Source organism: Paraburkholderia sp. EG287B (genome assembly GCF_040965595.1).
Classification (GTDB): Bacteria; Pseudomonadota; Gammaproteobacteria; order Burkholderiales; family Burkholderiaceae; genus Paraburkholderia.
In genome coordinates this window covers 290,404-315,683 of sequence record NZ_JBFRCG010000005.1, presented here as the reverse complement: position 1 = coordinate 315,683, position 25,280 = coordinate 290,404, and the positions used below count along the sequence as shown (strand labels likewise).

Below are 25,280 nucleotides of genomic sequence, written 5' to 3'. Positions count from 1 at the left end.
CCCTCTTATGCGCGGTCCGCGACACGTTCGCCCAGCAGCCCCGACGGACGGAACACGAGCACGACGATCAGCACGATGAATGCGAAGACGTCCTGATAGTTACTGCCGAACACCCCGCCGGTCAGGTTGCCGATGTAGCCTGCGCCGAGCTGCTCGATCAGGCCGAGCACCACGCCGCCGACCATCGCGCCGCCGAGGTTGCCGATACCGCCCAGCACCGCGGCCGTGAAGGCCTTCATGCCGGGGATGAAACCCATGTAGAAGTGCGCGTTGCCGTATTCCGAGGCGATCATCACGCCGGCCAGCGCGGCGAGCGCCGAGCCGATCATGAACGTGGCCGAGATCACGAAGTTCGGGTTCACGCCCATCAGCGAGGCATTGTTCGGGTTCTCGGCGATGGCGCGCATGGCGCGGCCGAGCTTGGTCTTGTGCACGAGGAGCAGGAGACCCGCCATCACGACGAACGCGACGACGATGATGACGATTTCCGTCATCGAGATCACGGCGCCAACGCCGGTCTCAGTGGGCTTGATGACGTTGATCGGATCGGTCGAGATGAGCTGGGGGAACGCGAGCGGATTGCGGCCCCAGATGATCATGGCGAGCGTCTGCAGCAGGATCGACACCCCGATCGCGGTGATCAGCGGTGCGAGGCGCGGCGCGCGGCGCAGCGGCCGGTACGCGACCTTTTCGATCGTGTACCCGACGACCGCACACACGACCGCGGCAACCGCGAGCGCAATGCACAGCGTGGGGATGTTCCCCAGGCCCGGGAAATGATTGTGGAGCACGTTGATCGCGGAGAGCGCGACCATGGCGCCCACCATGAGCACGTCGCCATGCGCGAAGTTGATGATGCCCAGAATCCCGTACACCATGGTGTAGCCCAGTGCGATGATGGCGTAGATGCTGCCAAGCACCAGCCCATTCAGGATCTGCTGGATGAAAATATCCATTTAATGCTCCTTAGCCCGTGCAACCGGATTCGCGCTCGTCATCGGCCGGTGGGCGATGTTTTACGGAACCGCAACGACACTTTCGGGTATTGAAGTAAAAACCGGTAACGGTTGGCCGCCCTGGTTTGCGTTGCCGCTGTGTTGCAGCGGCAGGCTCGCCAAAAGCGGATGCAAAAACGGCACCGTCGGATGGTTCGGTGCCGTCGGGTTCAATCAACTACGCGTCATATTCACGTTGGCGTATTCGCGGCGAGCCTTGCGGCCGGCAAACGCGAATGCGTCAAACGCCATGACTCCCTCTCCCCGGCCACCCGCGCACTGCGGGATCTCAGCTGCGAGATCCGTCGCGCCCAGGCGGCGAACCGGCGTGACAACGCCGGTGCATGCAAAAGCAATCTGCATGCCAGAAATGATCGATGTTGCGCTCGTGCCCGTCTCGACATTGCGGCTGTGCCACGTGTGGCAGGGCGCAACCGCATTGATCGATGACGCGGCAAAAGCCGAATTGAATTGCATTAATCAGGTCTCCTGCGCCTTCCGAAATGCTTGCCTGATGGCCTTCTCATGGGATGTCCAGCCTTCAGAACGCGCGCATTGTAACGCCAATTATGCGACGGGCAATATTGTTGAGCCGGCAGGGTTTTCCTGCATTGCAACCATATTTTTAGATAACCACCCGAGAGGGGTTGCACCGCAGGTTGCGCCGCATTTTCGTGCACCAGTTGCACCAAAAATCGACAAGCTTCGCATCATGTGTTGCAGATAATGGCCGCAATGCCTTGTCGGGCGGGCATTCGTTCAAATGAAGGATATTTAAGGGAGGGCATAATAATGCCGCTCCGGCGTGGTGCATTCGTGTCGAAAGCGTGTCAATTGCCCCATATATTCGGGGTCACACCACGCAATTCGGCCCTGCACGCTAGAGAAAACACTAATAAGAGCACCCGGCCAAATGTGAGGTTAACCTGCCTCTTCTCATCATGCGACCCTTATTATTGGCATTCAGCATCTGTCACGGGCATAAAAAAACGCGCCACATGGGCGCGTTCTCGCGGAGTGCGGGAGGCGTCAGCCTGGCTGACCGAGTCCGCGCGGCAACGGGAATGCAATGTTCTCCTCGATGCCTTCGAGCGCACGCACGTTGCGCGCACCAAGTTCGTGCAGGCGGCGAATGATCTCCTGAGCGAGCGCTTCGGGAGCCGAGGCGCCAGCCGTCAGGCCGATCCGGCGCTTGCCGGCGAGCCACTGGGGGTCGATCTGCTCGGGCGCATCCACCATATAGGCAGGAATGCCGCGCTTCTCGGCCACTTCACGCAACCGGTTCGAATTAGAACTGTTCGGGCTGCCCACCACGATCACGACGTCGCACTGCGGCGCCATGAACTTGACGGCGTCCTGGCGATTCTGCGTGGCGTAGCAGATGTCCTGCTTCTTCGGCTCGCGAATGGACGGAAAGCGCGCCTTGAGCGCCGCGATGATTTCCGCGGCGTCGTCCACCGAGAGCGTGGTCTGCGTGACGAACGCCACGCGCTGCGGGTCGCGCAGCTTGAGCGCCTCGACATCGGCAATGTCTTCGACGAGGTACATGCCCTCGGCCACCTGCCCCATGGTGCCTTCCACTTCCGGATGGCCCTTGTGCCCGATCATGACGATGTCGAGCCCTTCGTCGCGCATCTTCGCGACTTCCACGTGCACCTTCGTGACGAGCGGGCAGGTCGCGTCGTAGACGCGCAGGCCGCGCGCCTCGGCGTCGGCGCGCACCGACTTGGAAACGCCGTGCGCGCTGAAGATCACCGTGTTGCCGGACGGGACTTCATCGAGCTGCTCGATGAAGATCGCCCCCTTCTTGCGCAGGTCTTCGACGACATAGGCGTTGTGGACGATCTCGTGACGCACGTAGATCGGTGCGCCATGAAGCTGGATGGCGCGCTCGACGATCTCGATGGCCCGATCGACGCCGGCGCAAAAGCCGCGCGGCTGGGCGAGCAGGATTTCCGCGTCGGCCAGTTCTGCGATGAGGGACGTGTCCGTGTTGGTCATGGGCTTTAAAGGATTCCGATGATTTGCACTTCGAACGCAACCGCCTGGCCAGCGAGCGGGTGGTTGAAGTCGAACAGGGCGGAGGTCTCGTTCACTTCCTTGAGCACACCCGCGTAGCGCCCGCCGTTGGGGGCATTGAATTCGATCAGGTCGCCCGGGCTGAACTCCTCGCCGATCATGCCGTTCTCGCGCAGGGTCTTGAGCGAGACGCGCTGGATCAGGTCGGGGTTGCGCTGGCCGAAAGCGACGCCGGGTTCTAGCTGAAAGGTCGAGTGGTGACCCACCTTCAGGCCCTGCAGAATCTCTTCCAGCGGCGGCGCAAGCTGGCCGGCGCCCATCAGCAGGGTGGCGGGACGGTCGACAAAGGTATTGACGATTTCGGTGCCATCGGCGAGTGAAAGCCGGTAATTCAGCGTCACGTGGGAACCGGATTTCACTTCGGAGATGTCGATGATGCTCATGCGTAACTCATTTCGTCGTAACGCGCGCTTCGCGCGTGCGCGCCGCAAGGCGCCGGTCCGGCCTGCCTCGGGCGGCCGGAAAGCATCTATTGTAAGCCAGTTGGCCGAGGCGGTCGCGGCACGATTGTGCACTGCCAACGCTCACACTCGCGCGCGCCGCGCACGCCTTATTTGTCTGTGGAGATTGCCATGAGGGAACCTGCCTGCATGCCGGATACGGCGCCCGATACCGTCGGCGGCGCCCTCGCCGTCCGCCTGCCCGGGCCGGGCTGCGCGGAGCGCGGCCCCCGCAGCGGCGCCCGCCCCGCTCCGGCAGCGCCTGCGGTCTCGACCCACGAGAACGCGGCGCCAGCGGCACCACGCCGCGACATGCCCCGCGAGCGGCTGCGCTCGGTCGGCGCCGCCGCGCTCTCGGACGTGGAGTTGCTCGCGATCCTGCTCGGCTTCGGCTTGCCGGGCCACGATGTCTTCGAGGTGGCGCGCACGCTGCTGGCCCAATTCGGCTCGCTGCGCGCCATGCTCGACGCGCCGCCCGAAGAATTCGAGGCCCTGCGCGGCATCGGGCCCGCAAAAGCCGCGATGCTGCAAGCGGTGACGGAACTCGCGCGGCGGGCGCTCGCGCAGGCGCTCGACGACAAGCCGCTCGTCGACTCTCCCGGTGCGGTCGAGGACTATTTGCGCCTCCTGATCGGCGGGCGGCCGCACGAGGTGTTCGTTTGCCTCTTTCTGGACGCGCGCCATCGGCTGATCCGCACAGAGGAAAGCTCGCGCGGCTCGCTCACGCGCATGGCGGTGTATCCGCGCGAAATCGTGCGGCGCGCGCTGACGCTCAATGCCGCGAGCCTGATCGTCGCCCATAATCACCCTTCGGGCGCGGTGCAGCCGAGCGCGAGCGACCGGCGCCTCACGCGGGTGTTGCGCGAAACGCTGGCGCTCGTGGAGGTTCAACTCATCGACCACCTGGTCATCGGCACCCGGGAGACGTTTTCCTTCGCGCGCCAAGGCTGGAGCTGAGGCGGCACACAACACCATGTGCAAATTGGGTTTGATTTTCCAGGACTTTTTCTGCTAGAATTACGGTTTGCCTATTTCCAACCCTGTTCCGAAGCCCATCGAGGCGTTCCAGGGGAAATATGGCCTGGGTTCGAGGTTGTCTCTCATCCATACGTGAGCGCGCTCTTGGTCCGGCCATTTCTCGCCTGGGAAACTTAAGCGGCTCTCGAACTCAGAATTTCCGTAGGAGTGTCTCATGGCACGTGTATGCCAAGTCACTGGGAAAGCGCCGATGAGCGGCAACAACGTTTCCCACGCTAACAACAAAACCAAGCGCCGTTTCCTCCCGAATCTGCAAAACCGCCGTTTCTGGGTTGAAAGCGAGAACCGTTGGGTGCGTCTGCGCATCTCGAACGCAGGCCTGCGCCTGATCGACAAGAACGGCATCGATTCCGTGCTCGCAGACCTGCGCGCACGCGGCGAACTGTAAGGAGTAAATCATGGCCAAGGGCGTCCGCGACAAGATCAAGCTGGAATCGACCGCAGGTACGGGTCACTTCTACACGACCACGAAGAACAAGCGCAACATGCCGGAAAAAATGTCGATCAAGAAGTTCGACCCGGTTGTTCGCAAGCACGTCGAGTACAAGGAAACCAAGATCAAGTAATTGATCGGGTTTCTAGCCTGACGAAGACGGAAAAACCCCGCTTTTTAGCGGGGTTTTTCTTTTTGCGCGCCCGCCCCGCCTCGGTTCGCGCGCTGCAACGGTGTTTTAACGGCGGCGCCCAAACTGGCGCTATCCGTTCGCTCCTCTCTCGGAGTATGCTTCCCGCTTTATACCGGCTGCCACACGCGTGTCATATGCCATGACGGCGCAGGACCGCGGCAAACGCGGTGGCCAGAAAGCGTAGAACAAGAGAGACGGAGAAGCAGGATCATGAATTTCGATGTAGCGATCGTCGGCAGCGGCCTCGCAGGACTGAGCGTCGCGCTGAATCTCGCCGGTTCGCGTCGCGTCGTGATCATCGCCAAGCGCGCGATGACCGAAGGTGCAAGTGACCGCGCGCAGGGCGGCATTGCCGCCGTGCTCGATTCGACCGACAGCGTGGAGAACCACGTGGACGATACGCTCGTCGCCGGCGGCGGCCTGTGCGACGAGGCAGCCACGCGCTACATCGTCGAGCATGGCCGCGCGGCCATCGAATGGCTGATTGCCCAGGACGTGCCGTTCACGAAGGACGCCGCCGCCGAGCTCGGCTTTCATCTCACGCGCGAAGGCGGCCACAGCCATCGCCGCATCATCCACGCCGCCGACGCCACCGGCCACGCGGTCGTGCAAACGCTGCTCGAACGTGCGCGCTCGCACCCGAACATCACGATCCTCGAAGACCATCAGGCGATCGACGTCATCACGTCCGACCGGCTGGGTCTGCCGGGCCGTCGCTGCCACGGCCTCTATGCGCTCGATCTGAAAAACGACCGCACGGTGACGATCCAGGCGCCGCACACGGTGCTCGCCACGGGCGGCGCGGGTAAGGTCTACCTGTACACGACGAATCCCGACACGGCCACCGGCGACGGCATCGCCATGGCGTGGCGCGCAGGCTGCCGGGTGGCGAACATGGAGTTCATCCAGTTCCACCCCACCTGCCTGTTCCACCCGCACGCCAAGTCGTTCCTGATTTCGGAAGCCGTGCGCGGGGAAGGCGGCGTGCTGCGCCTGCCCGACGGCACCCGCTTCATGCCCGCGCACGACGCGCGCGCCGAACTGGCGCCACGCGACATCGTCGCCCGCGCGATCGACTTCGAGATCAAGAAGCACGGCATCGACTGCGTGCATCTCGACATCAGCCATCAGCCGCCGGCGTTTCTCGAAGAGCATTTCCCGACCATCCTCGCGCGCTGCCGCGAATTCGGCATCGACATCACGAAGGAGCCGATTCCCGTGGTGCCCGCCGCGCATTACACCTGTGGCGGCGTCGTCACCGACCTGGCCGGGCGCACCGATCTCGCGGGCCTCTACGCCGTGGGCGAGACGTCGTACACGGGCCTGCACGGCGCGAACCGCCTTGCGAGCAACTCGCTGCTCGAGTGCCTCGTGATCGGCCGCTCGGCGGCCGAGGCGATCGAGGCGATCGAGGCGGAAGGGTTCAGTGCGGGCGCGCATGCGCCGCTGCCCGACTGGGACGAAAGCCGCGTCTCCGATTCCGACGAGGAAGTCGTCGTGGCCCACAACTGGGACGAGCTGCGTCGGCTGATGTGGAATTACGTCGGCATCGTGCGCACCGACAAGCGGCTCGAGCGCGCCCAACATCGCATCGCCCTGCTGCGCGATGAAATTCTCGAGTACTACGCAAATTTCCGCGTCACGCGCGACGTGCTGGAATTGCGCAACCTCGTCGAAGTCGCTTCGCTGATCGTGGAAAGCGCACGCTCGCGCCGCGAGAGCCGTGGCCTGCACTACAGCCGCGACTGGCCGAACTCGCTGCCCAAGGCGCTGCCGACCGTGCTCGCGCCGGAGCGCGTACGCAATCGCACGGTTTCATGAGCCGGACGAATTAAAAGCGCCGCAAAAACAAAGGCCGCCTCATCGCGAGGCGGCCTTTTTCGTTCTGGTTCAACTGGGCGTTGCCAGCTTCAGACAATGCGCATCGAAAAGTCCGTCGCGCGCACGTCCTTCGTCAACGCGCCAATCGATACGCGGTCCACGCCCGTTTCCGCGATCGTGCGCACCGTGTCGAAACTCACGCCGCCCGAGACTTCGAGCACCGCACGCCCCGCCGTGAGCTTCACCGCGTCGCGCATCATGTCGAACGAGAAGTTGTCGAGCAGCACCGACTCCGCGCCGTGCGCGAGCGCCGCGTCGAGCTGCTCGAGCGTCTCGACTTCGATCTGGATCGGCACGCCCGCATCGAGCGCGAGTGCTGCGTCCATCGCCGCGCCCACGCCGCCTGCCGCAGCAATGTGGTTTTCCTTGATCAGGATGCCGTCGTAAAGCGCGAGACGCTGGTTTTCGCCGCCGCCCACGCGCACCGCGTACTTCTGCGCGAGGCGCAGGCCGGGCATCGTCTTGCGCGTGTCCAGAATGCGCGTGCTTGTGTGCGCGATCATGTCGACGTAGCGGCGCGTCACGCTCGCCACGCCCGAAAGCAGCTGCAGGAAGTTCATCGCGTTGCGCTCGGCCGTGAGCAGCGAGCGCGCCGGACCGCGCAGCGAGCAGACGGTCGTGTCGGCGGCCATGCGCTCGCCTTCGCGATAGTGCCAGCGCACTTCGATGCGCGGATCGACCTGCTTCACCACGCCGTCGAACCAGAGCACGCCGCACAGCACCGCGTCTTCGCGCACGATGATGCGCGCGTCGCGCATTTCATCGGCGGGCACGAGACGGCCGGTCTGGTCGCCGGGGCCCACGTCTTCCGCGAGCGCGTCCGCCACGTTGCGTGCGATCGCGGCGTCGAACGCCGCGCCGTACTGCGCGCGCACTTCAGCCAGCACGGGCGCAACGGCATCGACTGCGAGCAATTCGAGTGCGCCCATTTACGCCGCTCCCACTTGCGAGAACAGCGCGGTGTCGCGCGCGAGGTCGCCGCTCGCCTGCACGCGGCGCTTGTGCTCCGCCGCGAACGCCAGCATGCGATCGATCGGCAGACGCGCGCGCTCGCCGATCGCGCTGTCGACGTGAATCTCGTTGTGACCGCGCTCCAGCACATCGGCGAGATTCGCCAGACCGTTCATGGCCATCCACGGGCAATGCGCGCAGCTCTTGCAGGTGGCGCTGTTGCCGGCCGTCGGCGCTTCGATGAAGGTCTTGCCCGGCGCCGCGAGGCGCATCTTGTGCAGAATGCCGAGATCGGTTGCGACGATGAAGCGTTGCGCGTCGAGCTTCACGGCGGCGTCGATCAGCTGCGTGGTCGAGCCGACCACGTCCGCGAGCGCGACGACGCTTTCAGGCGATTCGGGGTGGACGAGAATCCTGGCGTCCGGATATTCGGCGCGCAGCAGATCGAGCTCGACGCCCTTGAACTCGTCATGCACGAGGCACGAGCCTTGCCACAGCAGCATGTCGGCGCCGGTCTTCTTCTGGATGTAGCTGCCCAGGTGCCGGTCCGGCGCCCACAGAATCTTTTCGCCCTTCGCGTGCAAGTCGGCGACGATCTCGAGACCGATGGACGACGTGACCATCCAGTCCGCGCGCGCCTTCACGGCCGCGCTCGTGTTCGCATAGACGACCACGGTGCGGTCCGGATGCTCGTCGCAGAACGCCGAGAATTCGTCGATGGGGCAGCCGAGATCGAGCGAGCAGGTCGCGTCGAGGTCGGGCATGAGAATTCGCTTGTTCGGACTCAGAATCTTCGCGGTCTCGCCCATGAAGCGCACGCCCGCCACGACGAGCGTCTGTGCCTCGTGGTCGCGGCCGAAGCGCGCCATCTCGAGCGAATCGGCCACGCAGCCGCCGGTTTCGTCGGCGAGCTCCTGCAATTCGGCATCCACATAATAGTGCGCGACAAGCACCGCCTTCTCGCGCTTGAGCAACGCGCGAATCCGCTCCTTCAATGCCACGCGCTCTGCCGTGGACGGCGCATCGGGCACGCGTGCCCAAGCCTGTCCAACGCTGCAGACGGCACCCTGCGGCCGGTCGTATTCGACCTTCCTGATCGCCTGACTCATCATCTCCTGCCCCTACCGATCGCCGCGCCATGAAGCCATTGTGGGGACTCCGGCTTTTTTGCGGCCCAAAAAGAAAAACCCCGCCAGCGCGGGGTTTTGTGACGTCTCGTCATTCTAAAGGATTTTCCTGCGCCCCACTGAGGGGCCAAAATCCGCTCGGGACGATCAAGCCGGTGATCAGGCGTAGCGGCGCAGGCGCGAAGCGAATTCCTGCAGCGCCTTGATACCGCTTTGTTCGGCGCGATGGCACCAATCCTGGAGCTGCGTGAGCAGCTGTTCGCGCGAGGCGCTCGAACGTTCCCAGATCGCGGCGAGTTCGTTGCGCAGTTCGATGAACGTGCACAGCTTCTGGCTGTTCGCGAAGATTTGCGGCAGCTGGCGCTTTTGGGGTTCGTTCAGGCTGGCTTCTTCCTTGTCGAACCACTTGCGCGCGCCGCGCATGACCTTGTACTTCTCGCGCTCGCCCACTTCCTTCAGGTGCGCCAGTTCCTGGCGGTACGCCTGCTTCACGGCCTTCGCGTAGCTCGCCATGACTTCATAGCGGTTCGAGAGCACGGCCTGCAGCGTCTCGTGGTCGGCCACGAGCTTGCCCTTGGCGAGACGCGGGGTCGGCGCGACCTTCTTCACCTTGGCAAGGCCAACCGCCTGCATCATGCGGATATACATCCAGCCGATGTCGAACTCGTACCACTTGTTCGAGAGCTTCGCCGAAGTCGCGAACGTGTGGTGGTTGTTGTGCAACTCTTCGCCGCCAATGATGATGCCGAACGGCAGAAGGTTCGTGCTCGCGTCGGACGAATTGAAGTTGCGGTAGCCCCAGAAGTGGCCGAGGCCGTTCACGACGCCTGCGGCCCAGAACGGAATCCACGCCATCTGCACGGCCCACACGGTGAGGCCGACGGCGCCGAACAGCGCGACGTCGATCACCATCATGATGCTCACGCCGAGAATGGGGTAGCGCGTGTAGACGTTGCGCTCCATCCAGTCGTTGGGCGTGCCGTGGCTGAAACGGCGCAGCGTTTCTTCGTTCTTTGCTTCGGCGCGATAGAGTTCGGCGCCTTCGAGCAGCACCTTCCAGATGCCACGCGTTTGCGGGCTGTGCGGATCTTCTTCCGTTTCGCACTTGGCGTGGTGCTTGCGGTGGATCGCGGCCCACTGGCCCGTGAGCATGCCCGTGGTCATCCACAGCCAGAAGCGGAAGAAGTGGCTCGCGATGGGATGCAGATCCAGCGCGCGGTGCGCCTGGCAGCGGTGCAGGTACACCGTCACGCCGATGATCGTGATGTGGGTGACCACCACTGCGAACAGCACGATCTGCCACCACGAGAAATGGAGCACCCCGTGGGCGAGGAAATCAAGCAGGGAGTTCAACAAGGCATTTACCTGTGAAGCGAAGCGCGTCGGCCTTTCAGCCAGGCGCCGGTGTCAAGAAAGTGAAAGCGACTAGATGCGATTGGACGGCATTCTACTAGAACCGTTCCAAGTGTTTGTAACAAAGGGAGATTTTTTTCTTTAATGGTTACGGCGTCAACATCTGAAGGGCGTTTCGAGGCGCTTTGCCGCAGCTCAATTGGCACTTTCCATGATATCTGGCCCCATCTAGTCTTTCACCGCGATCCCATCTTCCGCACGCTCTACAGGAATCCTGGTTCGAGTTGCCCCGCATCGCCTGATTATTCGATGCGATACGGCGCTCGCTCGGAATCAGGGCGCGATGATGCGTATGTCACCGCCCTGAACAGGGTCCGCGTCGAAGATGTCGCCAATACGCAACGAGCAATCGGCCAACACGGCTATCGCGGACCGCCCGGCTTCTCCCCACCGGACGGTCCCGCAAACATCGCACCTGCCGCGCGGCTTACTCCAGTGCGGCGTCCGGCTCGGCCGCTTCGCCTTCCTGCGCCTTCGCGATTGCGTCGGACGCCTCTTGCTCCGCTGCGGCTTCTTCGGGCGTGGTCTGCGCGCCGGCGGCCTTGCTCTTCGGCTTCGCTTCGCCGCGACGCTCCAGCACGGCGGCAAAGAAGCCGTCGGTGGCGTGGCGGTGCGGCCACAGCGACAGGTAGTCACCCGTGTCGAGGCCCACGCGCTGCTCGGCCAGCACGTCGCGCGCGCTCACCAGCACGAACTCGGGGTGCGCCTCGAGGAACTGCTTCACGACCGCTTCGTTCTCGGCTTCGAGAATGCTGCAGGTCGCGTAGACGAGACGGCCGCCGCGCTTGAGCAGGCGCGCCGCGCTCGTGAGAATCGAAAGCTGCTTGGGCGCGAGTTCGGCGATCGACTCCGGCGACTGGCGCCACTTGAGGTCGGGGTTGCGGCGCAGCGTGCCGAGGCCCGAGCACGGCGCATCCACGAGCACGCGGTCGATCTTGCCGATCAGCCGCTTGATCTTGGCGTCGTGCTCGCTGTCGATCAGCACGGGATTGACGTTCGAAAGGCCGCTGCGCGCGAGGCGCGGCTTGAGCTTGGCGAGGCGCCGGTCGGACACGTCGAAGGCGTAGAGCCGGCCCGTCGAGCGCATCATCGCGCCGAGCGCCAGCGTCTTGCCGCCCGCGCCCGCGCAGAAGTCCACGACCATCTCGCCGCGGCGCGGCGCCAGCAGCGTGCACAGCAGCTGGCTGCCCTCGTCCTGCACCTCGAACCAGCCGTTCTTGAACGAGTCGAGTTTCGCGAGCGCGGGCTTGCCCGTCACGCGCACGCCGAACGGCGCGAATGGCGTTTCGCCGCCTTCGATGCCCGACTCGGACAGCGCGCGGATCAGCTCCTCGCGACTCGCCTTGATGGGATTGGCGCGCAGATCGAGCGGCGCCGGGTAATTGAGCGCGGCGGCCAGTTGCGCGAGTTCGGTGGGCTCAAAGCGCGTTTCCAGCGCCTTCATGATCCACTCCGGCAGATTCAGCTGCACGCGCAGCGGCAGGCTTGCCGGGTCGATCTTCGCGACGTGCTCGAGCCAGGTCGCCTCGGCGTCCGAGACGAACGGACGGATCGCCGAGCGGCCCGCCGTCGCCATCAGGCCGAGCAGCGTGAGGCGGCGCGTCGGGCTGCCCGCGCCGCTTTCGGCCAGGTGCGCGAACTCCATGCGCCGGCGCAGCACCGCGAACACGGCTTCGGCGATCACCCCGCGCTCGGCGTGGCCGAGCTTCGGATGCTCGCGGAAGAAGCGGCTCGTCACGGCGTCGGCCGGACCCGTGAATTTCAGGACGTCGGCAAGCAACGTTTCAGTCTGTCCAATCAGAAAACCATGCAGTCTCATGCGCCCTCCCCGGCGGCTTGCGAGTCGTCAAAGAAGAGCCACTGTGGCTCGGCCGGCGTGAGCGTCACGCGTTCGCCGTCGAGCGCGAGGCGCCCTTCGACGAACCAGCGCACCGCGCGCGGATACATCAGATGTTCGGTCTTGAGCACGCGCGCGGCGAGTGCCGCGGCGTCGTCGCCCGTGCGCACCGGAACCACCGACTGCGCGACGATCGGACCATGATCGAGCGTGGGCGTGACGAAATGCACCGTCGCGCCGTGCACGCGGCAGCCGGCGTCGAGCGCCTGCTGGTGCGTCTTGAGGCCCGGAAACATCGGCAGCAGCGAAGGATGGATATTGAGCATCCGACCCGCATAGTGGCCGACGAACGATTCGGTCAGCACGCGCATGAAGCCCGCCAGCACGACGAGGTCCGGCGCGTAGCCGTCGATGACTTGAGCGAGCGCCGCGTCGAAGCTGGCGCGATCGGGAAACTGGCGGTGGTCGACGACCGCCGTGGCAATGCCGTTCGAAGCCGCGAACGCGAGGCCCGCGGCGTCAGGACGGTTGGCAATCACGGCGGCGATGCGCGCGCCCCAAGCTTCCCGCGCGCAGGCGCGCACGATGGCTTCCATGTTGCTGCCCCGCCCCGAAATCAGGATGACGAGATTTTTCATCCGCGGATTTTATCATCGGGGGGCCGGCTCAACGCTCGTGCGGCGGCGATCGTCGCCTCGTGCGTTTATAATCTTCTGTTTCGTCGCGGTCCTTGGGGCCGCGAGTGGCCGGGTCAGTCGGCCAACAGTCGATCATTGGCACGCGTGCTGCGCCAGCGCGCTTTTCGAGGTTCCACCAGGTTCCGCTATCGTGAGAGTCTTCCGCGGTCTTCCCAATGCCGAAAGCCGCGCGCCCTGCGCGCTGACCATCGGCAATTTCGACGGTGTCCACCGCGGGCATCAGGCATTGCTCGCGCGCGTGCGCGCGGCAGCCGACGCGCGCGGCCTGCCCGTCTGCGTGATGACCTTCGAGCCGCATCCGCGCGAGTTCTTCAACCCGGCCAGCGCCCCGCCGCGCATCGCCATGCTGCGCGACAAGCTCGAGGCGCTGCGCGAAAACGGCGTGGACCGCGTGGTGGTCGAGCATTTCAATCACACGTTCGCGAGCCAGTCGCCCGAGGCGTTCGTCGAGCGCATCATCGTGGGCGGGCTGCACGCGCGCTGGATGATGATCGGCGACGACTTCCGCTATGGCGCAAAGCGCGCGGGCGACTTCACTTCGCTGCAGGCCGCGGGCGCGCAGCACGGCTTCGAAGTCGAGCAGATGGCGACCGTGGCCGACCCTTCGGGCGTGCGCATTTCCAGCTCCGCCGTGCGTGCGCAACTGCACGCGGGCGACCTCGACGCCGCGCGCGCCTCGCTGGGCCGCGGCTATCACATCAGCGCGCACGTCACGCACGGCCTGAAACTCGGGCGCGACCTGGGCTTCCCCACGATGAACCTGCTGATCGGCCACAAGCGGCCGGCGCTCAAGGGTATTTTCGTCGTGATGGTGCATGGCATTGCCGACCATCCGCTGCCGGGCGTCGCGAGCCTCGGCCTGCGCCCGACCGTGGACGACTCGGGCCGCGTGCTGCTCGAGGTGCATCTGCTCGACTGGCACGGCGACGCCTACGGCAAGCTCGTGCGCGTCGAGTTTCTCAAGAAGCTGCGTGACGAGGAGAAGTTTCCCGACCTCGAAACGCTTACCGCCGCGATCGCTCGCGACGTGGCGAACACGCGCGCGTGGTTCGCCGCCGCGGGCGCAGACGTGGCCGGCGGCGCCTCCACCGGCTTCGCCACCTCGGCCACCGACCGAATTAGGTGACCCGCGGCCCGCGTGCGCGGGCTGCCCCGCCCCCAGGCGCCGCGTGCACACAGCACGGCATGCAGCGCCCGAGGCGACGGTTGCGCGGCATCGGCCGCAACGCTGACGCCATGCATCCCCCGAATTCCACGTGATCTCACCATGAGCGACAAGAAAGCATCCTCCGGCAAGCCACAGAAGACCGAATCCAAATACCCCGTCAACCTGCTCGACACTCCGTTCCCGATGCGCGGCGACCTGCCGAAGCGCGAGCCGCAATGGGTCAAGGAATGGGAAGAGAACCAGGTCTACGAGAAGATCCGCGCGGCTTCGAAGGGCCGCAAGAAGTTCATCCTGCACGACGGCCCGCCGTATGCGAACGGCGACATCCACCTCGGCCACGCGGTGAACAAGATCCTCAAGGACATGATCGTCAAGGCGCGCAATCTCGCGGGCTTCGACGCGGTCTACGTGCCGGGCTGGGACTGCCACGGCATGCCGATCGAAATCCAGATCGAGAAGCAGTTCGGCAAGTCGCTGCCCGCCCAGGAAGTGATGCAGAAGGCGCGCGAGTACGCGGCCGGCCAGATCGAGACGCAAAAGAAGGGCTTCAAGCGCCTGGGCGTGCTCGGCGACTGGAACAACCCGTACAAGACGATGAACTTCGCGAACGAGGCCGGCGAGATCCGCGCCCTCGCGAAGATCATCGAGAAGGGCTATGTGTTCCGGGGCCTCAAGCCCGTGAACTGGTGCTTCGACTGCGGCTCGGCGCTCGCCGAAGCCGAAGTCGAGTACAAGGACAAGACCGACCCGACCATCGACGTGCTGTTCACGTTCGCGCAACCGGCCGAAACGGCGGCCGCGTTCGGCCTGCCCGCGCTGCCGCGCGAGGAAGGCGGCATCGTGATCTGGACCACCACGCCCTGGACGATTCCGTCGAACCAGGCGCTGAACGTGCATCCGGAGATCGACTACGCGCTCGTGGACACGCAACGCGGCCTGCTGATCCTCGCCGTCGAGCGCGTGGAAGCGTGCATGAAGGAGTTCGGCCTCGAAGGCAAGATCGTCGCCACGACGAAGGGCGAGAAGCTCTCGCTGCTGCGCTTCAATCACCCGCTCGCCTCGGCGCACCCGGGCTACAAGCGCACCTCGCCGATCTATCTCGGCGACTACGTCACGACCGACACCGGCACGGGCATCGTGCACTCCGCGCCCGCCTACGGCGTGGAAGACTTCGTGTCGTGCAAGGCGCACGGCATGGCCGACTCGGACATCATCAGCCCGGTGATGGGCGATGGCCGCTACATCGAATCGCTGCCGCTGTTCGGCGGCCTCTCGATCTGGGCGGCGAACCCGAAGATCGTCGACGCACTCGACGCCGCCGGCACGCTCCTGCGCAGCGAGAAGTACCTGCACAGCTACATGCACTGCTGGCGCCACAAGACGCCGATCATCTACCGCGCGACCTCGCAGTGGTTCGCGGGCATGGACGTTCTGCCTGCGGACGGCGGCAAGACGCTGCGCGAAACGGCGCTCGAAGGCATCGAGGCGACGGCGTTCTACCCCTCGTGGGGCAAGCAGCGCCTCTATTCGATGATCGCCAACCGCCCGGACTGGACGCTCTCGCGCCAGCGCCAATGGGGCGTGCCGATGGCGTTCTTCGTGCACAAGGAAACCGGCGAGCTGCATCCGCGCACGCTGGAGCTGCTCGAGCAGGTGGCGCAGCGCGTGGAGAAGGAAGGCATCGAAGCGTGGCAGACGCTCGACCCGCGCGAGCTGATCGGCGACGACGCCAACCTGTACGAGAAGAACCGCGACACGCTCGACGTGTGGTTCGACTCGGGCACGACGCACTGGCACGTGCTGCGCGGCTCGCACAAGGACGAACTGCAGTTCCCGGCCGACCTCTACCTGGAAGGCTCGGACCAGCACCGCGGCTGGTTCCACTCGTCGCTGCTCACGGCGTCGATGCTCGACGGCCGCCCGCCCTACAACGCGCTGCTCACGCACGGCTTCACCGTCGACGGCGAAGGCCGCAAGATGTCGAAGTCGCTCGGCAACGGTGTCGATCCGCATGAAGTGGCGAACCGCCTGGGCGCGGAAATCATCCGTCTGTGGATCGCCTCGACCGACTACTCGGGCGAGCTGGCCATCTCGGAAGAAATTCTCAAGCGCGTGACGGAAGGCTATCGCCGTATCCGCAACACGCTGCGCTTCCTGCTCTCGAACCTCTCGGACTTCGACTTCGAGAAGCACGCGCTGCCCGCGAGCGACTGGCTCGAGATCGACCGCTATGCCGTCGCGCTCACGCACACACTGCAAAACGACGTGCTCGCCCACTACGACCGCTACGAGTTCCACCCGGTCGTGGCCAAGCTCCAGACGTTCTGCTCGGAAGACCTGGGCGGCTTCTACCTCGACGTGCTGAAGGACCGCCTCTACACGAGCGCAGCGGACTCGAAGGCCCGCCGCGGCGCGCAAACGGCGCTGCATCACATCACGCACAGCCTGCTGCGCATCCTCGCGCCGTTCCTGTCGTTCACGGCCGAAGAAGCCTGGAAGGTGTTCCAGCCGCAAAGCGAAACCATCTTCACCGAAACCTTCCACGCCTTCCCGGACGTCGAAGGCGCGCCGGAGCTGATCGCCAAGTGGACGCTGCTGCGCGAAGTGCGCGGCAACGTGACGAAGGCACTCGAAGAGGCGCGGGTGGCGAACCAGATCGGCTCGTCGCTGCAGGCCGAAGTGCGCATTCTCGCGAGCGGCGCGCGCTACGACGCGCTCGCCTCGCTCGGCGACGACCTGAAATTCGTGCTGATCACCTCGGCGGCGGAAATCGTGAAGGTCGACGGCGAAGCCGAAGAAGGCGTGGAAGTGGTCACCTCGAAGTACCTCAAGTGCGAGCGCTGCTGGCACTACCGCGAGGACGTGGGCGCGAACGCGGAGCATCCGGGCCTGTGCGGCCGCTGCGTGGCGAATCTGTTCGGCGACGGTGAAAAACGGAGCGCGGCATAATGGCGAAAACCCTGCCGAAGCAGTCCAGGTCGAATGGCGCGGGCGGCACGCTCGCGCCGTGGCTGGGGGTCGCGGTGATCGTGATCCTCGCCGACCAGCTCACGAAAATCGCCATCAACAAGGTGTTCAGCTACGGCGAAGGCCGCGCGATCACGCCGTTCTTCAACCTCGTGCTGGTTTACAACAAGGGCGCGGCATTCAGCTTCCTGTCGGCCGCTGGCGGCTGGCAGCGCTGGGCGTTCACGGCGCTCGGCGTGGTGGCGGCGCTCGTGATCTGCTATCTGCTCAAGCGCCACGCCACGCAGAAGCTCTTCTGCACGGCGCTCGCGCTCATCATGGGCGGCGCGCTCGGCAACGTGATCGACCGCCTGCTGTACGGCCACGTGATCGACTTTCTCGATTTCCACGTGGGCGGCTGGCACTGGCCGGCGTTCAACCTCGCCGATAGCGCGATCTGCATCGGCGCGGCGCTGCTGGTGTTCGACGAACTGCGGCGCGTGCGCGGCGCGCGCTGAGCGTGCGGGCTGCCCACGCAACTTCGTGACATGGGACCCGAGTCAGGCGCTAACGCGCCAGCTCTGGTCGACATAGGAGCTGTGACTTGAACACGTCCGCTGCAAACCCAGGCGAACTGGCCGGCCGCCACCTCGTGCTCGGCATGACGGGCGGCATTGCCTGCTACAAGATCGCCGAGCTCACGCGCCTGCTGACCAAGGCCGGCGCGACCGTGCAGGTCGTGATGACCGAGGCGGCCACGCAGTTCATCACGCCGGTCACCATGCAGGCGCTCTCGGGCCGCCCCGTCTACACGAGCCAGTGGGACGGCCGCGTGCCCAACAACATGGCGCACATCGATCTCTCTCGCGAGGCCGACGCCATCGTCATCGCGCCCGCCTCGACCGACTTCCTCGCCAAACTCGCCCACGGTTTCGCCGACGACCTGCTCTCCACGCTGTGCGTGGCGCGCGACTGTCCGCTGCTGGTCGTGCCCGCGATGAACCGGCAGATGTGGCAAAACCCGGCCACGCAGCGCAACGTCGCGCAACTGCGCGCGGACGGCATCGAAACGCTCGGCCCCGATTCCGGCCCGCAGGCGTGCGGCGAGATCGGCGACGGGCGCATGCTCGAACCCGAGGCCGTGTATGAGGCGATCGTGTCGTTCTTCGCGCCGAAGGTGCTCGCGGGCCGCAAGCTCCTGATCACCGCCGGCCCGACCTTCGAGCCGCTCGATCCCGTGCGCGGCATCACCAACCGCTCGAGCGGCAAGATGGGTTTCGCGCTCGCACGCGCCGCGCAGCAGGCGGGCGCCGAGGTGCATCTGGTCGCGGGCCCGGTCGCGCTGGCAACGCCGTGGGGCGTGTATCGCGAAGACGTGCAGACCGCCCAGCAGATGTACGACGCGGTCATGCGCGCCGCGATCGACGCCGATGTCTTCATCGGCGTGGCGGCAGTGGCCGACTGGCGCGTCGATCATGTCGCCGAGCACAAGATCAAGAAGACGGCCGAGCACCGCATGCCGACGTTCACGTTCGTCGAGAACCCGGATATTCTCGCCTCGGTCGCGGCCTTGCCGAATCCGCCGTACTGTGTGGGCTTCGCCGCCGAAAGCGGCGACCTCGACGTGCACGGCGAAGAAAAGCGTGCGCGCAAGAAGGTGCCGCTGCTGATCGGCAATCTCGGCCCGCTCACCTTCGGTCAGGACGACAATGAAGTCGTGCTGTTCGAGGCGGGCGGCCGCAAGCCGCTGCCGCGCGCGGCCAAGCAGGCGCTCGCGCAGACGCTCGTCGCCGAAATCGCGCGGCGTCTGCCGGACCCGAGCATCATCTCGTGACGCGCGCGCCGGCGCATCCGTGTGCCGGCGTTGGGCGCCGCGAACCCAGGCAAGGAGCAGTACTGCCATGACACTGCTTTCGGTACTCGACCAGTCGCCCGTCATCGCCGGGCACAGCGCGGCGGACGCCATCGCCGCCACCATCGAGCTTGCACAGCTCGCCGACGACCTCGGCTATACGCGCTACTGGTGCGCCGAGCATCACGGCCTGCTGGGCGTGTGCAACCCGTGCCCAGAAGTCTTGCTCGCGCGCCTCGGCAGCGTCACGAAGCGCATCCGCATCGGCTCGGGCGGCATCATGCTGCCCTATTACAGCCCCTTCAAGGTCGCCGAGCAGTTCATGATGCTGGAAGCGCTCTTTCCGGGGCGCATCGATCTCGGTGTCGGGCGCGCGCCGGGCGGCGACATGCGCACGGCGCAGGCCGTGGCCGCGGGCACGTACAACCGCGGCGACCTGTTCGCGCAGCAGGTGCAGGATCTCGTCGGCCTGATGGACGGCACGCTCCCCGCCGATCATCTCGCGAGCGGCGTCGTGCTGCAGCCGCAGATCCAGACGCGCCCGCAGCTCTGGGTGCTCGGTTCGAGCGACTTCGGCGGCAACCTCGCCGCGCAGCTCGGGCTGCGCTTCTCGTTCGCGCACTTCATCAACGCGCACTTCGGGCATCTGGTGGCCGAGGCCTATCTCGACCGCTTCAAGCCGGGCCACGAAGCGAAGCCGTATCTCGCCTGCGCCGTGTTCGCGATCTGCGCCGACACCGAAGCCGAGGCCGCCGACCTCGAAAAGGCCGTCGACCTGCGCCGCGTGCAGATGGCCTACGGCCTGAACGCGCCGATCCCGAGCCTCGAACAAGGACGCGCGCAGGAGTATGGCGAGCGCGAGCAGATCGTGATCGACCGCGAGAAGCCGCGCAGCGTCATCGGCACGCCCGAGAGCGTCACCGAGCGCCTTCTCGCCATCAAGGACAACTTTCGCGCCGACGAACTGATCGTGCTGACCGTTGCGGGCAGCTACAAGGCTCGTCTGCGCTCTTATGAACTGCTCGCCGAGGCGTTCCAGCTGCCTCGCGCCTGAGCGATCCACCACCGCCCACTCACCCTGACTTCATGAAAATCGACATCAAGATCCTGAACGAGCGCATGCGCGACCAGCTGCCCCACTACGCCACGCCGGGCAGCGCCGGCCTCGACCTGCGCGCGTGCCTCGACGCGCCGGTCACGCTCGAACCGGGCGAAACGAAGCTCGTGCCGACGGGCCTCGCCATCCACGTGGCCGACCCGGGCTACGCGGCGCTGATCCTGCCGCGCTCGGGCCTCGGCCACAAGCACGGCATCGTGCTCGGCAATCTGGTCGGCCTGATCGACTCGGACTACCAGGGCGAACTGATGATTTCGACCTGGAACCGCGGCCACACCACCTTCACGCTCAACCCGCTGGAGCGCCTCGCGCAGCTCGTGATCGTGCCGGTCGTGCAGGCGCAGTTCAACATCGTCGACGACTTCGAGGCGAGCGAGCGCGGCGCGGGCGGCTTCGGCAGCACGGGCAAGCACTGACGCAGGCGGTTGCGCCGACAACAAAAAAGCACGCCTTGGCGTGCTTTTTTTGCGTTTAGACGGAGGCTTCGGTTCGCTGCGCCGCGCCGGGACGCCGGCGGTACCAGAGCGCGTACACCACCACGAGCACCGCGAGAAACGCGAGGCCGTAGGCCAGCGTCATGCGGAATTCGCGCGTGAAGGCCGTGCCAGCCAGAATGCCGAGCATTAGCAGCGCGCCCAGCACGCTCGTAAACGGAAAGCCCCACATGCGGAACGCGAGCGGCGCGCCGCCTTCGCGCGCCTGGCGCACGCGGAAAAAGATCTGCGTGACGAAGATCATGAACCACGTGAACATCGCGCCGAACATGGCGATCGACATCATCAGCGTGAACGCTGCCTGCGGCCAGAGCGCGTTGAGCACGGCCGCCACCGCAATGCCGATGGTGGACAGCGAAAGCGCGGCCGTCGGCACGCCGTGACGCGTGAGGCGCCCGAACGTCGCCGGCGCGTAACCCGCGCGGGAAAGGCTGAACATCATGCGCGTGGTGATGTAGAGCTGGCTGTTCATGGCCGAGAGCGCCGCCACGAGCACGATGAAGTTGATCGCACCCGCAGCGTATGGCACGCCGGTTGCGGCCATGACCTTCACGAACGGGCTCTCGTTGCCACCCGCCTGGGTCCACGGCACGATGGCGAGCATGAGCGCAAGCGTGAGCAGATAGAACAGCACGAGGCGCAGCACGGTTGCGCGAAACGCGCGCGTGACGGCGCGTTGCGGGTCCTGCGCCTCGGCAGCCGCCACGGCGATCGTCTCCACGCCCAGGTAGCTGAAGAGCGAGACGATCGTCCCCACCCACACGCCCCACCAGCCTCGCGGCAGCAAGCCGCCGTGCGACGTGTAGTTCGCGAAGCCCACGCCGGACCCGGCCGGCGCGCGCCACACGAACCATGCACCCAGCACGATGAACGCGACGATGGCCGCGATCTTGAGGCTCGAAAACAGATATTCGATGGTGCCGTACGCGCGCACACTCATTGCGTTCACAACGATCAACGCTGCTGAAAATCCGACGATCCAGTAGAGCCCCGGCACGTGGGGGAACCAGAATTTCATGTAGACGGCGATTGCCGCGACCTCGGTGCCCACCGCCAGCACATACGCCGACCAGTACGCATAGCGCACGACGAACCCGGCGAGCGGCCCGATGTAGTGCTCGGCATACGCGCCGAACGAGCCCGATACGGGATGCGCGACGGTCATCTCGGCAAGCGCGCCCATCAGCAGCAAGGCGATCAGCGCGCCGATCGCGTAGGAAATGAGCACGCCAGGTCCGGCGAACGAGATCGCGAAGCCGCTGCCGAGAAAGAGCCCCGTGCCAACTGCGCCGCCTATGGCGATCATCGTCATCTGCCCAGCGGACAAACCCTGGCGCAGCCCTTGTTCGCGCTCGACGATGGCTTCGAACGCGCCCGATTTACGTGGTACCACTGTTACACCCCTGCTTCGCGCGAGACGCTACTGAGCGCTGCGCATCAAATAAACGCCCTGGCGGGACAAACGCGCATTTTACCGGCTGATTGCCGGCAGCCGGCTGGCGCGCCCGCGCGTCACGCCGCAACGCCTAGACCTGCCACAGCACAAAAGAAAACGGCGCAGTCCTTTCGGACTGCGCCGTCTTGCCTTGAAGCCGTGTGCGGTGTCGCTTACTCCACTTCCACCGCTTCCGGATTGCGCGGCGCCGGCTGCTCGTCGAACGTCAGCTGGACCTTGTCTTCCGCGTCCACGTCCACGGTCACGCGGCCGCCGTTCATGAGCTTGCCGAACAGCAGTTCGTCGGCGAGCGCACGGCGGATCGTGTCCTGGATCAGGCGCTGCATCGGCCGCGCGCCCATGAGCGGGTCGAAGCCGTGCTTGGCCAGATGCTTGCGCAGCGCGTCGGTGAAGACCGCGTCGACCTTCTTCTCGTGCAGCTGGTCTTCCAGTTGCATGAGGAACTTGTCGACCACGCGCATGATGATTTCCTCATCGAGCGCACGGAAGCTGATCGTCTGATCGAGCCGGTTGCGGAACTCGGGCGTGAACAGGCGCTTGATATCGGCCAGCTCGTCGCCCTGCTCGCGCCGGGTCGTGAAGCCGATCGTCGACTTGTTCATCGCCTCGGCGCCTGCGTTCGTCGTCATGATGATGATGACGTTGCGGAAATCCGCCTTGCGGCCGTTGTTGTCGGTCAGCGTGCCGTGGTCCATCACCTGCAGCAGCACGTTGAAGATGTCCGGGTGCGCCTTCTCGATTTCGTCGAGCAGCAGCACGCAGTGCGGCTTCTTCGTGACGGCTTCGGTGAGCAGACCGCCCTGGTCGAACCCGACATAGCCCGGCGGCGCGCCGATCAGACGGCTCACCGCATGGCGCTCCATGTACTCGGACATGTCGAAGCGGATCAGCTCGATGCCGAGCGTGAACGCGAGCTGGCGCGCCACTTCGGTCTTGCCGACGCCGGTCGGGCCCGAGAACAGGAACGAACCGATCGGCTTGTCCGTCTTGCCGAGCCCCGCGCGCGCCATCTTGATCGAAGCCGAGAGCGCGTCGATGGCCGGATCCTGGCCGAACACCACGGCCTTGAGATCGCGGTCGAGCGTCTGCAGCTTGCTGCGATCGTCCTGCGACACGCTTTGCGCCGGCACGCGCGCGATCTTCGAGATGATTTCCTCGATCTCGCTCTTGCCGATGGTCTTCTTCTGCTTCGACTTCGGCAGGATGCGCTGGGCCGCGCCCGCTTCGTCGATCACGTCGATTGCCTTGTCGGGCAAGTGACGGTCGGTGATGAAGCGCGCCGACAGTTCAGCGGCCGCGTTCAGCGCGCCCGACGAATACTTCACGCCGTGGTGCTCTTCGAAGCGCGACTTCAGACCGCGCAGGATCGCCACGGTTTGCTCGACGGTCGGCTCGACCACGTCGACCTTCTGGAAGCGCCGCGACAGCGCCGCGTCCTTCTCGAAGATGCCGCGGTATTCCGTGAACGTCGTCGCGCCGATGCACTTGAGCGTGCCCGACGAGAGCGCCGGCTTGAGCAGGTTCGACGCATCGAGCGTGCCGCCCGACGCGGCGCCCGCGCCGATCAGCGTATGAATTTCGTCGATGAACAGAATGGCGTGCGGACGCTCTTTCAGTTCTTTCAGCACCGTTTTGAGGCGTTGCTCGAAGTCGCCGCGATATTTCGTGCCCGCCAGCAGCGCGCCCATGTCGAGCGAGTAGACCTGGGCATCCGCGAGAATGTCCGGGACTTCGCCGCGCGTGATGCGCCAGGCGAGCCCTTCCGCGATCGCGGTTTTGCCGACACCGGCCTCACCGACGAGCAGCGGATTGTTCTTGCGGCGGCGGCACAGCACCTGCACCACGCGCTCCACTTCCAGTTCGCGACCGATGAGCGGATCGATCCGGCCGTCCTTCGCCATCTGGTTCAGGTTCTGCGTGAACTGGGCGAGCGGGGTTTCCTTCTGGCCGGCGGCGTCTTCGGCTTCGGCATTCGCGTCGCTGGCCTTGGCGGCTTCGCCGCTGCCCGTCTTCGCGATACCGTGCGAAATGAAATTCACGACATCCAGACGCGTGACGCCCTGCTGCTGCAGGTAGTACACCGCGTGCGAGTCCTTCTCGCCGAAGATGGCGACCAGTACGTTCGCGCCCGTCACTTCCTTCTTGCCGTTGGAAGTGGACTGAACGTGCATGATCGCGCGCTGGATCACGCGCTGGAACCCGAGCGTCGGCTGCGTATCGACGTCATCCGTGCCGGGAACCGTAGGGGTATTGTCGTGAATGAAGTTGCGCAGGTTCTGTCGCAGGTCTTCGATATTGGCGGCACACGCGCGCAGCACTTCCGCCGCTGTTGGATTGTCCAACAGCGCCAGCAGCAGATGCTCGACCGTTATGAACTCGTGCCGCGCCTGACGTGCTTCCATGAACGCCATGTGCAGGCTGACTTCCAGTTCCTGGGCAATCATGCTTCCTCCATCACACACTGCAGCGGATGCCCGGCCTGCCGTGCGTGGGTAACGACTTGCTCAACCTTGGTCGACGCGATGTCCCGCGTATAGACCCCACAAACACCCCTGCCCTCGCGATGGACCTTCAACATGATCTGCGTTGCGGTCTCGCGGTCCTTATTGAAATATTCCTGCACGACCATCACGACGAATTCCATCGGCGTGTAGTCATCATTCATTAGCACGACCTTGTACATGGAGGGCGGTTTGACCTTTTGCTCCTGCCGCTCCAGTACGGTTGAATCCTGCTTGTCCGGGATAATCGCCATACACCCATTCTAAACAACTCGGACAGGCCCGCAATCCTGCCGTAACCTGACCGGCCGGCCGGTGAACCCGGCGCTCCCGACCTGCGACCCGCTGCAAGCAATTCATGCGCCCTGGCCCGGCCCCGATCCCTTGGACCGGCTGCGGGGCCGGTACACAATCCTGCTCTCAGCAGCTTTCACGCCACCGTTGAATCGAGTATCGCACAACCTTGACGTTGCCGTGGGAAGCGACTGTAGGCGCCCGCACGCTCAGTGTCAGATTCCATGGTGCGGTGCATCGCATATGAGTCACCTGCGCGATTTTTCAAGACGCTCTCCTGCACCTGCTTTATGCACCGGTGCCCAGCGTCGGCGAAAAGCAGGAAAAACCCTGGAAATGCGCTCTTTACAACGTGTCAAGGAGCGTC

The 25,280-nt window shown here is 65.1% G+C and carries 22 protein-coding genes; 10 read left to right on the top strand and 12 right to left on the bottom strand.

Annotated elements, in window-relative coordinates; translation table 11 throughout:
- Positions 1–5 precede the first annotated feature (5 nt).
- From AB4Y40_RS11010 to AB4Y40_RS10995, 4 genes are all read right to left on the bottom strand, one after another.
- Complete coding sequence (locus AB4Y40_RS11010; protein ID WP_133185789.1) at positions 6–956, bottom strand: branched-chain amino acid ABC transporter permease; 951 nt, start codon at positions 954–956, stop codon at positions 6–8.
- 213 nt (positions 957–1,169) lie between these two features.
- Positions 1,170–1,472 carry a hypothetical protein gene (locus AB4Y40_RS11005; RefSeq protein WP_368687681.1) on the bottom strand — a complete coding sequence of 101 codons (303 nt, stop codon included), beginning with the start codon at positions 1,470–1,472 and terminating at the stop codon, positions 1,170–1,172.
- A gap of 552 nt (positions 1,473–2,024) precedes the next feature.
- A complete protein-coding gene (gene ispH, locus AB4Y40_RS11000) occupies positions 2,025–2,996 on the bottom strand; it encodes a 4-hydroxy-3-methylbut-2-enyl diphosphate reductase (RefSeq protein WP_368687680.1) in 972 nt (323 codons plus the stop codon).
- A gap of 5 nt (positions 2,997–3,001) precedes the next feature.
- Positions 3,002–3,457: a peptidylprolyl isomerase gene (locus AB4Y40_RS10995; protein ID WP_028205261.1), complete on the bottom strand. Its 456-nt coding sequence runs from the start codon at positions 3,455–3,457 to the stop codon at positions 3,002–3,004.
- 189 nt (positions 3,458–3,646) lie between these two features.
- Between AB4Y40_RS10995 and radC the strand changes: the two genes are divergently transcribed.
- From radC to nadB, 4 genes are all read left to right on the top strand, one after another.
- Positions 3,647–4,471: a DNA repair protein RadC gene (radC, locus tag AB4Y40_RS10990; RefSeq protein ID WP_368687679.1), complete on the top strand. Its 825-nt coding sequence runs from the start codon at positions 3,647–3,649 to the stop codon at positions 4,469–4,471.
- A 235-nt stretch (positions 4,472–4,706) separates the two neighbouring features.
- Positions 4,707–4,940, top strand: a complete 234-nt coding sequence (rpmB, locus tag AB4Y40_RS10985; RefSeq protein ID WP_027794135.1) for a 50S ribosomal protein L28 — start codon at positions 4,707–4,709, stop codon at positions 4,938–4,940.
- A gap of 10 nt (positions 4,941–4,950) precedes the next feature.
- Positions 4,951–5,118 (top strand): 50S ribosomal protein L33, encoded by a 168-nt coding sequence (gene rpmG / locus AB4Y40_RS10980; protein ID WP_027794136.1) that lies wholly within the window; start codon positions 4,951–4,953, stop codon positions 5,116–5,118.
- Between the two features lie 270 nt (positions 5,119–5,388).
- Positions 5,389–6,999, top strand: coding sequence for an L-aspartate oxidase (gene nadB / locus AB4Y40_RS10975; protein ID WP_368687678.1), 1,611 nt, complete (start codon positions 5,389–5,391; stop codon positions 6,997–6,999).
- A gap of 89 nt (positions 7,000–7,088) precedes the next feature.
- Here the strand turns inward: nadB and nadC are convergent, their stop codons facing one another.
- The 5 genes from nadC to purN form a co-directional block, all read right to left on the bottom strand.
- On the bottom strand, positions 7,089–7,988 hold the full coding sequence (gene nadC, locus AB4Y40_RS10970; protein ID WP_368687677.1) for a carboxylating nicotinate-nucleotide diphosphorylase: 900 nt from the start codon (positions 7,986–7,988) through the stop codon (positions 7,089–7,091).
- On the bottom strand, positions 7,989–9,119 hold the full coding sequence (nadA, locus tag AB4Y40_RS10965) for a quinolinate synthase NadA (RefSeq protein ID WP_368687758.1): 1,131 nt from the start codon (positions 9,117–9,119) through the stop codon (positions 7,989–7,991).
- Between the two features lie 177 nt (positions 9,120–9,296).
- Positions 9,297–10,493 (bottom strand): fatty acid desaturase, encoded by a 1,197-nt coding sequence (locus AB4Y40_RS10960; RefSeq protein ID WP_368687676.1) that lies wholly within the window; start codon positions 10,491–10,493, stop codon positions 9,297–9,299.
- A 484-nt stretch (positions 10,494–10,977) separates the two neighbouring features.
- Positions 10,978–12,369, bottom strand: coding sequence for an RsmB/NOP family class I SAM-dependent RNA methyltransferase (locus AB4Y40_RS10955; protein WP_368687675.1), 1,392 nt, complete (start codon positions 12,367–12,369; stop codon positions 10,978–10,980).
- Positions 12,366–13,025 carry a phosphoribosylglycinamide formyltransferase gene (purN, locus tag AB4Y40_RS10950; protein ID WP_368687674.1) on the bottom strand — a complete coding sequence of 220 codons (660 nt, stop codon included), beginning with the start codon at positions 13,023–13,025 and terminating at the stop codon, positions 12,366–12,368. Before purN ends, AB4Y40_RS10955 begins: the two co-directional genes overlap by 4 nt.
- 190 nt (positions 13,026–13,215) lie before the next feature.
- Between purN and AB4Y40_RS10945 the strand changes: the two genes are divergently transcribed.
- The 6 genes from AB4Y40_RS10945 to dut all read left to right on the top strand — a co-directional run bounded on the left by AB4Y40_RS10945 (position 13,216) and on the right by dut (position 20,584).
- Positions 13,216–14,211, top strand: a complete 996-nt coding sequence (locus AB4Y40_RS10945; protein WP_368687673.1) for a bifunctional riboflavin kinase/FAD synthetase — start codon at positions 13,216–13,218, stop codon at positions 14,209–14,211.
- Positions 14,212–14,352: 141 nt separating this feature from the next.
- Positions 14,353–17,202 (top strand): isoleucine--tRNA ligase, encoded by a 2,850-nt coding sequence (gene ileS / locus AB4Y40_RS10940; protein WP_368687672.1) that lies wholly within the window; start codon positions 14,353–14,355, stop codon positions 17,200–17,202.
- Entirely contained in the window at positions 17,202–17,717 is a 516-nt protein-coding gene (gene lspA / locus AB4Y40_RS10935; protein ID WP_368687671.1) for a signal peptidase II, read from the top strand. Before ileS ends, lspA begins: the two co-directional genes overlap by 1 nt.
- Positions 17,718–17,803: 86 nt before the next feature.
- Positions 17,804–19,033, top strand: a complete 1,230-nt coding sequence (gene coaBC, locus AB4Y40_RS10930) for a bifunctional phosphopantothenoylcysteine decarboxylase/phosphopantothenate--cysteine ligase CoaBC (RefSeq protein WP_368687670.1) — start codon at positions 17,804–17,806, stop codon at positions 19,031–19,033.
- 67 nt (positions 19,034–19,100) lie between these two features.
- Positions 19,101–20,105, top strand: coding sequence for an LLM class flavin-dependent oxidoreductase (locus tag AB4Y40_RS10925; RefSeq protein ID WP_368687669.1), 1,005 nt, complete (start codon positions 19,101–19,103; stop codon positions 20,103–20,105).
- Positions 20,106–20,137: 32 nt separating this feature from the next.
- Positions 20,138–20,584, top strand: a complete 447-nt coding sequence (dut, locus tag AB4Y40_RS10920) for a dUTP diphosphatase (RefSeq protein ID WP_368687668.1) — start codon at positions 20,138–20,140, stop codon at positions 20,582–20,584.
- Between the two features lie 55 nt (positions 20,585–20,639).
- Here the strand turns inward: dut and AB4Y40_RS10915 are convergent, their stop codons facing one another.
- The 3 genes from AB4Y40_RS10915 to clpS form a co-directional block, all read right to left on the bottom strand.
- Positions 20,640–22,055 (bottom strand): amino acid permease, encoded by a 1,416-nt coding sequence (locus AB4Y40_RS10915; protein ID WP_368687667.1) that lies wholly within the window; start codon positions 22,053–22,055, stop codon positions 20,640–20,642.
- Positions 22,056–22,270: 215 nt separating this feature from the next.
- Entirely contained in the window at positions 22,271–24,562 is a 2,292-nt protein-coding gene (gene clpA, locus AB4Y40_RS10910) for an ATP-dependent Clp protease ATP-binding subunit ClpA (protein WP_069262762.1), read from the bottom strand.
- Positions 24,559–24,873 carry an ATP-dependent Clp protease adapter ClpS gene (gene clpS / locus AB4Y40_RS10905; RefSeq protein WP_028213389.1) on the bottom strand — a complete coding sequence of 105 codons (315 nt, stop codon included), beginning with the start codon at positions 24,871–24,873 and terminating at the stop codon, positions 24,559–24,561. Before clpS ends, clpA begins: the two co-directional genes overlap by 4 nt.
- Positions 24,874–25,280 lie beyond the last annotated feature (407 nt).

Bases quoted from the DNA above. Each gene is read 5' to 3' on its own strand.
- lspA (WP_368687671.1), top strand. From the start codon at position 17,202: ATGGCGAAAACCCTGCCGAAGCAGTCCAGGTCGAATGGCGCGGGCGGC.
- radC (WP_368687679.1), top strand. From the start codon at position 3,647: ATGAGGGAACCTGCCTGCATGCCGGATACGGCGCCCGATACCGTCGGC.
- nadB (WP_368687678.1), top strand. From the start codon at position 5,389: ATGAATTTCGATGTAGCGATCGTCGGCAGCGGCCTCGCAGGACTGAGC.
- rpmB (WP_027794135.1), top strand. From the start codon at position 4,707: ATGGCACGTGTATGCCAAGTCACTGGGAAAGCGCCGATGAGCGGCAAC.
- clpA (WP_069262762.1), bottom strand. From the start codon at position 24,562: ATGATTGCCCAGGAACTGGAAGTCAGCCTGCACATGGCGTTCATGGAA.
- AB4Y40_RS10955 (WP_368687675.1), bottom strand. From the start codon at position 12,369: ATGAGACTGCATGGTTTTCTGATTGGACAGACTGAAACGTTGCTTGCC.
- clpS (WP_028213389.1), bottom strand. From the start codon at position 24,873: ATGGCGATTATCCCGGACAAGCAGGATTCAACCGTACTGGAGCGGCAG.
- ileS (WP_368687672.1), top strand. From the start codon at position 14,353: ATGAGCGACAAGAAAGCATCCTCCGGCAAGCCACAGAAGACCGAATCC.
- nadC (WP_368687677.1), bottom strand. From the start codon at position 7,988: ATGGGCGCACTCGAATTGCTCGCAGTCGATGCCGTTGCGCCCGTGCTG.
- purN (WP_368687674.1), bottom strand. From the start codon at position 13,025: ATGAAAAATCTCGTCATCCTGATTTCGGGGCGGGGCAGCAACATGGAA.
- AB4Y40_RS11005 (WP_368687681.1), bottom strand. From the start codon at position 1,472: ATGCAATTCAATTCGGCTTTTGCCGCGTCATCGATCAATGCGGTTGCG.
- AB4Y40_RS10995 (WP_028205261.1), bottom strand. From the start codon at position 3,457: ATGAGCATCATCGACATCTCCGAAGTGAAATCCGGTTCCCACGTGACG.
- dut (WP_368687668.1), top strand. From the start codon at position 20,138: ATGAAAATCGACATCAAGATCCTGAACGAGCGCATGCGCGACCAGCTG.
- nadA (WP_368687758.1), bottom strand. From the start codon at position 9,119: ATGAGTCAGGCGATCAGGAAGGTCGAATACGACCGGCCGCAGGGTGCC.
- AB4Y40_RS11010 (WP_133185789.1), bottom strand. From the start codon at position 956: ATGGATATTTTCATCCAGCAGATCCTGAATGGGCTGGTGCTTGGCAGC.
- ispH (WP_368687680.1), bottom strand. From the start codon at position 2,996: ATGACCAACACGGACACGTCCCTCATCGCAGAACTGGCCGACGCGGAA.
- AB4Y40_RS10925 (WP_368687669.1), top strand. From the start codon at position 19,101: ATGACACTGCTTTCGGTACTCGACCAGTCGCCCGTCATCGCCGGGCAC.
- rpmG (WP_027794136.1), top strand. From the start codon at position 4,951: ATGGCCAAGGGCGTCCGCGACAAGATCAAGCTGGAATCGACCGCAGGT.